The organism is Saccharopolyspora terrae (assembly GCF_004348435.1).
Lineage (GTDB): Bacteria > Actinomycetota > Actinomycetes > Mycobacteriales > Pseudonocardiaceae > Saccharopolyspora > Saccharopolyspora endophytica.
The window spans coordinates 24,747-33,206 of the sequence record NZ_SMKS01000065.1 but is presented as its reverse complement, the minus strand read 5'-3'; the positions used below and the strand labels follow the sequence as shown (position 1 = coordinate 33,206).

General features: G+C 68.1%; 7 protein-coding genes. 1 reads left to right on the top strand and 6 read right to left on the bottom strand.

The window, feature by feature from the left end; all coding sequences use genetic code 11:
* Positions 1-519: 519 nt before the first annotated feature.
* Positions 520-1,536, bottom strand: a complete 1,017-nt coding sequence (locus tag E1181_RS25900) for an L-idonate 5-dehydrogenase (RefSeq protein ID WP_132678666.1) — start codon at positions 1,534-1,536, stop codon at positions 520-522.
* The gene (locus E1181_RS25895) at positions 1,533-2,864 is read right to left on the bottom strand and encodes an MFS transporter (RefSeq protein WP_132678664.1); all 1,332 of its coding nucleotides are present in this window, start codon (positions 2,862-2,864) and stop codon (positions 1,533-1,535) included. Before E1181_RS25895 ends, E1181_RS25900 begins: the two co-directional genes overlap by 4 nt.
* Positions 2,865-2,961: 97 nt before the next feature.
* Between E1181_RS25895 and E1181_RS25890 the strand changes: the two genes are divergently transcribed.
* Positions 2,962-3,669 carry a GntR family transcriptional regulator gene (locus tag E1181_RS25890; RefSeq protein ID WP_132678663.1) on the top strand — a complete coding sequence of 236 codons (708 nt, stop codon included), beginning with the start codon at positions 2,962-2,964 and terminating at the stop codon, positions 3,667-3,669.
* A 905-nt stretch (positions 3,670-4,574) separates the two neighbouring features.
* Here the strand turns inward: E1181_RS25890 and E1181_RS25875 are convergent.
* From E1181_RS25875 to E1181_RS25860, 4 genes are read right to left on the bottom strand one after another with little or no spacing between them, the layout of a single operon-like run.
* Entirely contained in the window at positions 4,575-5,147 is a 573-nt protein-coding gene (locus E1181_RS25875) for a flavoprotein (protein ID WP_132678657.1), read from the bottom strand.
* Positions 5,144-6,379 carry a helix-turn-helix domain-containing protein gene (locus E1181_RS25870; RefSeq protein ID WP_132678655.1) on the bottom strand — a complete coding sequence of 412 codons (1,236 nt, stop codon included), beginning with the start codon at positions 6,377-6,379 and terminating at the stop codon, positions 5,144-5,146. Before E1181_RS25870 ends, E1181_RS25875 begins: the two co-directional genes overlap by 4 nt.
* A gap of 53 nt (positions 6,380-6,432) precedes the next feature.
* Positions 6,433-7,233, bottom strand: coding sequence for a DUF6807 domain-containing protein (locus E1181_RS25865; RefSeq protein WP_207922315.1), 801 nt, complete (start codon positions 7,231-7,233; stop codon positions 6,433-6,435).
* The gene (locus tag E1181_RS25860; RefSeq protein WP_132678653.1) at positions 7,221-8,312 is read right to left on the bottom strand and encodes a Gfo/Idh/MocA family protein; all 1,092 of its coding nucleotides are present in this window, start codon (positions 8,310-8,312) and stop codon (positions 7,221-7,223) included. The genes E1181_RS25865 and E1181_RS25860 overlap by 13 nt, the downstream gene beginning before the upstream one ends.
* Positions 8,313-8,460 lie beyond the last annotated feature (148 nt).

Here is an 8,460-nt window from a genome sequence, read left to right as displayed (position 1 = left end):
CAAACCCCCCACCACAACCCTCTTCACCAACCACCTGACAACAACAGCCCACTTCACAACCCCATAACCCCAGAAGAATCCCCCAACGAACACTCCCCACAAATCCCACAAGCCCACACGCCCACACGCCCACACGCCCCGATCACCACACCACCACGAACCGACGCACAGCACCCCAACCGTCACACAACACCCAGTCAACGCACGACACCAGCACGACACCCAGTCGACGCACCTCACCCCAACCCCGCCTGGTCCCGGTCCCAGATACCGGATTTCAGTGGAAACCCGAGACCCGATTTCAGTGGAAATCCGGTACCCGAGTTCCACGGAAACCTGGGGTGGCCGATTTCCACTGAAGTCCGGTACCCGATTTCAGTGGCGATCTGGGGACTGAGTTCCACTGAAATCGAGTACCGGGACCGGAGCCGCAGGTCATCGGGTTCGGGGGCGGGTCGCTTCAGGGGTCTTCGGTGGTGGGAGCGTGGTCGGGTCGGGTGGGTGTGGAGTGGTCGGGGGTTACTCGCTCAGGCGTAGCAGGACCTTGCTGCTGCCCGTGGTTCGGTCGGCCGCGACCGCGAGGGCTTCGGCGGCTCCGGCCAGGGGGTAGGTGTGGGAGATGAGGGGGCTGATGTCCAGGCCCTCGGCCAGGGCCGTGAGGGCGTCGGTGATCTCGTCCGCGAAGCGGTAGGAGCCGACCCAGGTGATCTCCCGGGTCACCAGGTCGCCGAGCGCCGCCGGAGCGGGCTCGCCGGGGAGGTTGCCGACCTGGACCACGGTTCCGCCGCGCGCGGTCGCGCGCAGCACGGGGCCGATGGCGGCCGGTGACCCGGAGGCTTCGAAGGAGATGTCGACGTCCTCGGGCAGCGATTGCGTTGACAGGTCGCGGGTTTCGTCCGCTCCCATGCGCTTGGCGATCTCCAGCGAGGAGGCGGCGAGGTCCGCGGCGATCACCGCGGACGCGCCCCGGTGCTTCGCGGCGGCGACCACGAGCGCGCCGATCGGCCCGGCCCCGTTGACCAGAACCGTTCTGCCGCGCAGCGATCCGGCCCGGTTCACCGCGTGCAGCGCGACGCCGAGCGGCTCGGCGAGCGCGCCCTGCTGCGTGGACACCCCGTCCGGCAACGGGCGCAGCTGCCCCACAGGGACCGTCCGGTACTCGCTGAACCCGCCGTCGGTGTGCGGGTCGAACGCGGCCGAACCGAAGTAGCGGACGTGCGGGTGCAGGTTGCTGCGCCCCTCCGGGTACGCGTGCTCGCCGACCAGTTCGGCCGGGTGCACGGTCACCGGCTGACCGACCTCCACACCGGAAACCCCAGGTCCGAGCCCCGCCACCCGTCCGGCGACCTCGTGGCCGAGGATCATCGGGTGGCGCAGGACGGCCGTGCCGGTGCCGCCGTGGCGCCAGTAGGAGATGTCGGATCCGCAGATCCCGCCCCACTCCAGCGCCAGCAGCACCTCGCCCTCACCGGGCACCGGGTCCGGGACCTCGTCGACGCGGACGTCGCGGTTTCCGTGAACGACAACGGCTTTCACCGGGCGTCCTCCAGTCGGACGAGGTCGCGGCCACGCGTCTCGGGCGACACCCAAGCGGAGACGAGCGTGATCAGCGAGTAGACGATGAGCATCGCGGCGATGGGCCACCAGTGCTGCGTCCAGGCGGTCAAGCTCGCCGCCATGACCGGGCCGATCGCGGTGGCCAGCGTGCCGCCGATCTCCTTGGCCACCGCCAGCTGCGTGAACCGGGTGCGCGAACCGAACAGCTCGGCCATCGTGACGCTCTCCACCGCGAACAGGCCGAGCACGCCGATGTTGAGGCCGAGGACCATCGCGATCGTCAGCATCACGGTGTTCCCGCTGGCGATGGTGGCCATCATCGGCACCGCGATGATCGCGGTCAGCAGGCTCAGCGCGAGGTAGACGGGGCGCCGGCCGAAGCGGTCGCCGAGCAGTCCCACCAGCGGAATCGTGGCGAATCCCAGCAGCGAGCCGTAGACGATGGCGTTGGTCGGCACCGATCGGCTTACCGCCAGCGAGGAGGCGATGTAGCCGACGAGGAAGGTCTGCACGAGACCGGAGTTGCCGGCCTGGCCGAAGCGCAGCCCGAGCGAGAGCAGGAACGCCCTGCCCTTGCGCTGCTTGAGACCGGACTCGATGGCGCCCTCGGCCTTCGGCTCGACGTCCTCGCGCTCCTCGAAGACCGGGCTCTCCTTGAGGTTCGACCGCATCCACACGCCGAACAGCAGCAGCACGAAGCTCAGCAGGAACGGCACGCGCCAACCCCAGGCGATGACCTGCTCCTCCGAGAGCACCAGCAGCAGCAACGCCCACAGCCCGGAGGCGGCCAGGGTGCCCGAGTTGGTGCCGAGCGACACCAGCGAGGAGATCAGGCCGCGGCGCTTGACCGGCGCGTACTCGACGAGCATCACCGTCGCCCCGGCGATCTCGGCGCCCGCGCCGAAGCCCTGGACCAGCCGCAGCGCGACCAGCAGGATCGGCGCCGCGATGCCGATCGTCTGGTACGGCGGCAGGACGCCGATGAGCGTGGTCGACGCTCCCATGATCGTGATGGTCAGGAACAGGACCTTCTTGCGTCCGATCCGATCGCCCATCCGCCCGAAGTAGAAGGCTCCGACGAGCCGCGCGACGTAGCCGACGCCGTAGGTGGCCATCGCCGCGATCAGCCCGATCGCGGGGCTGACGTCGGGGAAGAAGATCTTGTTGAACACGATGGCCGCCGCCAGCGAGTACAGCTGGAAGTCCATGAACTCCATCGCGGTACCCAGCCAACCCGACACGGCGGCCTTGCTCAGCTCGCGAGTAGAACGTCTCACGGCACCCGCCGTTTGGGTGCTGTCCGTCATCGTGCGCTCCTTTGCTCCACGCCGCCGACTGATGTGGCAGTGCTGGTATACAAGCACTGACCGATCAGCCGGGTCAACCCTCGTCTAGTCTGACCCCGTGCCGGAATCCAGGAAGCGCTCCAACCGCCGAGTCATCTACGAGACGCTGCGGCGCAAGGTGCTGACCCTGGAGCTCAAGCCCGGCGAGGCGCTGTCGGAGAAAGACCTGGCCACGGGCCTGGGAGTGAGCCGCACGCCGGTGCGCGAGGGGTTGATCCTGCTCGCCGAAGAGGGCTTGGTGCAGGTGTTCCCGCAGATCGGTTCGTTCGTCTCCCGCGTGGACCCGCAGCGGGTCGCCGATGCCCAGTTCCTGCGCGAAGCCGTTGAGCTCACAGCGCTGGAGGACATGCCGGCCGACCTCGACGCCGAGCTGCTGGCCGAGCTGGAGGACAACCTCGCCCGCCAGCGCTCACCCGAGATCGACGTCGAGGAGTTCTTCGCCCTGGACGAGGAGTTCCACCGCGGACTGCTGCGCCTGTCCGGCCACGAACGCGCCTGGCCCACGGTCGTCTCGGCCAAGGGCCACCTCGACCGCGCCCGACGCCTCGGTCTCGAATCGAGCCCGCCGCAGGTCTACGCCGACCAGCACGTCGACATCCTCGACGCCATCCGAGCCCACGACCTGGACCGCGCCCGCGCCACCATGCGCACCCACCTCCGCGCGGTCTTCGCCGACATCGAACACCTCCGCAACCGCAAACCCGACCTCTTCGCCTCAGAAGAAGACGCCACCCCGGTCCGCAAGAGCGTCATCGTCTGGCAGTGACCCGAGGCGGCGGCCCCTTTTCCGGAATTCAACGGGCAAAAGCGGATTCGATCACGGGCTTTTCGGGAAGAGACCGTCCCGCTCCTGGACACCGGCCGTCCTACGAGTCGGGCGCCGGAGCGCGGCGAGCACAGCGAGCGCTCTGATAGCCCGCTTCTCCCCAGCGAGAAGCACGACGGAACCGGCTATCAGAGTCAGGATTGCCGCTGGCGCATGCCGAAGCAGGAGGGCCAACAAGGCGATCGATGCGGGCGCACCGATGAGGATGACACCGGACGAAGACATGACGCGTTCTCCCTCGTGGAGCGAGACGTAACCGCATCAGGGCATGATGCTTCCGCCTCGGCTGTGAAGAAAGAACGCCTGCGCCTCCACGGCCAACCGCCCCCCAGGATTCCGGTCACCGAGTCAGGAACAGACGATCTCGTACACCGAAATTGTCTGGGATCCATCGACTCTCCGGATACCGCTGCTCGGCTGGATCGCTGGGCTTGACGAGACGCCAAGCCCAGCGACGCACCTCAGGCCGTCCGTCCGGTCAAGAACGAGTAGCAATCCGCGCAAGTCGGAAAGCAGATCCAGTCCACCTCCGTCGGTTGCGCGAATGCCACCTCCGATCCGCACGCGGATGTGCCCGCAGCCTCTCCCTCCCATCGGCGGCCGGCGAACGCATGGCGCACACCGCCTCCCTCCGTGCTCGGGATCGGGAACCAGAAATGACGCTCCCCCGCGCCCACTTCCCGAGACTCCGACTGAATCTCGTTCATCGCAGCACTCCCCGCGGCTGAGCGATCACACACATCGGCAAGGTCTGATTCCTTCCTGGTTACGCATGCGCCGAATGCGCAGTGGGACCAGGAGACCGCAAGAGCGAACCCGGACCCCGGACAAGCTGTCCGGGATGATCAGGCACTTTCGGATGAACCCGGCTTCACGACCCGGCCGACCGCGTCGAGGATCCTCTCCCAAGGCAGGTCCTTCTCAGCGGAGCTCCGCGGCTCGTGGAGAGGCCAGTACTCGTCTCCGATCAGCAGCTGAACGCCAGCACCGCGCAGGGCCTCGATATGGGCGTTCCACGCTGGTTGACGCGTGTGCGCGGCATTGACCCGCGGGAACACAACGATCGGAACATCCCGTGCACCAATCGCCTCGCACACGGTGGTCAGAGCCTGGTTGTCGGAGATACCGAGTGCCAGTTTCGCGACGGTGTTCGCCGAAGCGGGGCAGACCAGGTAGCAATCGATCTGCGGGTGGGGGCTCGGGGCGCTCGGCATCCGAGGAGACGTCCGACACGGGAGGCCGGTCACCTGCTCGATCCGCTGACGTTCTCCGGTGTCCTCCAACCAACTACCAGCAGTTGGCGTGAGCGTGACAGCCACGCGCCAACCTCGCGCGAGAGCCGGTTCCACCAGGCTCGTCCGGATCTGCTCCACGCCCCCGGCCGCCGCCCCGATCAGTCCCAGCGTTCGCGCACTCATCGCACCGCCCGGCAACGCTCGGCCAATGCCATCAGCGGCGATGATTTTCCACTGCTGACAGGAGAACGCCGGTACATGGTCCGCACGACCTCACGCACGACCGATGAATGCCGGACGAGATCAGGGGCCTGTCCCTCGGCTCGGAGAAGAAGACCGACCGCCTCCTCATCTCGCGCGACCATGCTCATAGATCGAGCCATGTCGATCGCGTGTGTCACCTGACGTTCGACCGGCAGGCTGTCCGAACGCACCTGTGCGCCGCGTTCCACTACACTCCGTGGATCACCGAGTTCAAGCCACGCGGCCAGGCGGTGCAACTCCACGTTCGTCGGACCGAATCCGGTCTGCCAATGGTTGCCGTCTTCGCCAAGGCGGAAGGCCACCACCTCTGCTTGCGTCAGCAGTTCTTCCGCGGCCTTCCGGTCCTGCCTTCGAGCTGCAGCGAGAGCTGCTCGCAGGAACAACATCCCGACCAGGCTCAACGCCGCAGGACTGCCGTTCCGGACCTCGGTCTCGAGCAAGCGAGCAGCCGTTTCACCGATTCTCAGCGCCTCCTCGAACTTGCCCGACACCAGTAGCGCATGCGTGGTGGCTCTCGCGGCCGATGCCAGCACGAGAGGATCCTCCGAACCGTCCGCCGCGCGCATCGCGCGCTCGGCGGCGATCCAAGCCAGATCGGCCTCCCCGATCTTGCTCATCGATGTGGCTGCCAAGTGGTGGATCCGCGCTGACACGGCCAAGGACTTCCGCCTGTCCGCCGACCGGGCCTGGACACCGGTCTCAAGCAACCGCGCCTGTTCGAGAAGCATCGGGAGCACGCTGATCACATGCCCGATGCGCCCGTTCTGGTACTGATTCCAACCCTCTTCGGCCACGCTCGCGACCCGGCCGACACCTACAGGCTCGACGGCGGACTCCTCCGCGAAGAGCCCCCGAGAAAGCCGCTGCGGGGACAGCAACGCATCACGCACCGCTGGAACGTCATCATCGCTGTTCTCCTCCTCGAACAGCAACGGCTCACCTAGCAGGTCGTTCAAGGTCACGCGAAGTTGACGTGCCAATTCGAGCAGCACGTCGATGCGGTTGACCTGGCGCTCGCCACGCTCGACCTTGCTCAGCCAGTCCTCGGTCCTGCCCAGCAGCCCGGCCAGTACCGACTGCGACAGTCCCCGCCGTTGTCGGTAGAAGGCTATCCGTTCGCCGATGCTCAGCTCATCGCCAGCGCCACGCATGCGCCTGAGAGTAACAACAGATCAGCCTCATCCTCGCGGTTTCACCACCCCCGTCAGGCGGTCGCCCAGGTCTCGGCTTCTGACGGGCTGAGTGCTCCGTCGGTGATGAGGACTCGCAGGTTTCGGGTCAGGGATTCGCCGGGTTCGAGTCGGATCGGGGTGGCCGGGGCTAGTTGCAGGCCGACTCCGGGGTAGTCGTCGACGCGCACGAACCACGGGTCGGCATCGTTCGTGGCGAACACGAGCGTGAAGTCCCGGTCCGTCCAGGCCAGCCACGGTGTCGTCGATCCGTGCACGGCCTGCTCGCCCTCCCCCTGCGCGGTGAACACCCGGGGCGCGAGCGCCGGGGGGAGTCGCCAGAACAGGCCGCCGTAGCCGGCTCCGGGGCGGCCGTTGGTCGCCGGGCTGCCCAGCGCTGCGAGGCGGGTGGTGGCGTTGGTCAGGGTCGTCGTCACGTCGAGCTGCCAACCGCGGACCGCCGGGCGGGCGCGCACCCGCCGGGATTCTCGGAGCAGCGTCTCGGCAGGCGTGCACCAGCTCAACGACTCGTCGAAACCCGCGTCAGACCAGGTCAGCGCGGTGCTCTCGATGCGGCCGCGGTCGTCGAGATCGACGTAGCCCGCGTCGCGGACGTAGGTGGGACCGCCCCAGAAGTTCCACCCCTCCACGTCCTGCAGCGCCACCGAGAGCCCGAGGTGCCACGGGTGGTCGTCGGGGCAGGTGTCGGTGACGACCCGCCCGGCGAGGGTGCGGATCGGGTGCAGGTGCGGGCGCGGTCCCAGACGAGCGGGCAGCTCCGCACCGGAGCGGCGCTCGGCGACCACGGCATCACCGATCCGGATCACTTCAGCCACGGCACATCCATTTCGGACAACAATGTCAACGAATCAGCCGCTCGCACAACGGCTTCCGACACACCCGGGATCACCCGCAGGCCCCGGACGGGGCCGTAGGAGCACGGGACCTCGCGCGGGTCGGGAGCCAGCCGCACGGCTTCGAGCACCCGCATGAACGGCCGGGCCGCCTCGGGAGGGACCAGCAGCGGTTCGCCATCGCGGATGTGGGCGATGAGGTTCGCCAGCAGGTCGGTCGTCGCGTGCTCGGTGACCTCCACCCGGTCCGGCGTTTCCAGCCGGACCCGGTTCTCCCGGTACTCCAGGACGATCCGGCCCTTCGCGCCGTGGATCACCAGGTACGGCTCGACCACCCAATCCGCGCACAGCGTCACCGTCACCGTGATCGGCGTGCCGCGCGCGGTCACCAGCCGGAGGCACGAGGTGTCGTCGGCCTCGATCGGGTTCGCCCGGTACAGCTCCACCGACAGCTCGCGCGGCACCTCGTCCGCCGAAACCCCGTCGATGACCAGGGCGTTGGCGATCGCGTGCGCGAAGGGGTTGGTCAGCGCGCCGTCCACCACCGCCACGCCGTCCAGCGTGCGGCGCCCGGCCCAGCGGGCGCGGCCGTAGTAGTCGGCGTCGCGCCGCCAGGCGCCCGCCGCTCCGATCCCCCGCAGCTCCCCGATCGCCCCTCCTGTCAGCAACTCCCGCACGTGGGACAGCGCGTGCGAACCGAGGCTCTGGAAACCGACCTGGCACGCGCGACCCGTGGTCGCCAGCGACGCCGCGAGCTCGTCGAACTCCGCGAGCGTCGGCGTCGGCGGCTTCTCCAGCAGCACGTGCGAACCCGCCCTCGCCGCGGTCAGCGCCAGTTCGGAATGGGTGTGGATCGGGGTGCACACGATCGTCACGTCCGGCCGCGTCTTCTCCAGCAGCGCAGGCAGTTCCGGCTCCACCGGAACACCGAGGTCGACCTCCGGAGGACGGGGATCGCAAATACCGACCAGCTCGACGCCGGGCATCTCCCCGACATTGCGCAGGTGCCACCGACCGTGCCCGTGCACCCCGGCCAGCACGACGGTCGTCGCAGCGCTCATCGTTCCTCGCAAGTCCTCGGCTCCAGCGCATCGTAACCATGCGGAAAGCGCATTCCAATAGGCCGGCGAGTGGTTGACACCGGCCGCCGGGCGCTGTTCGATGGAAAGCGCTTACCGGCTGATCGGGACAACGGAGTGCCGAGGGGGC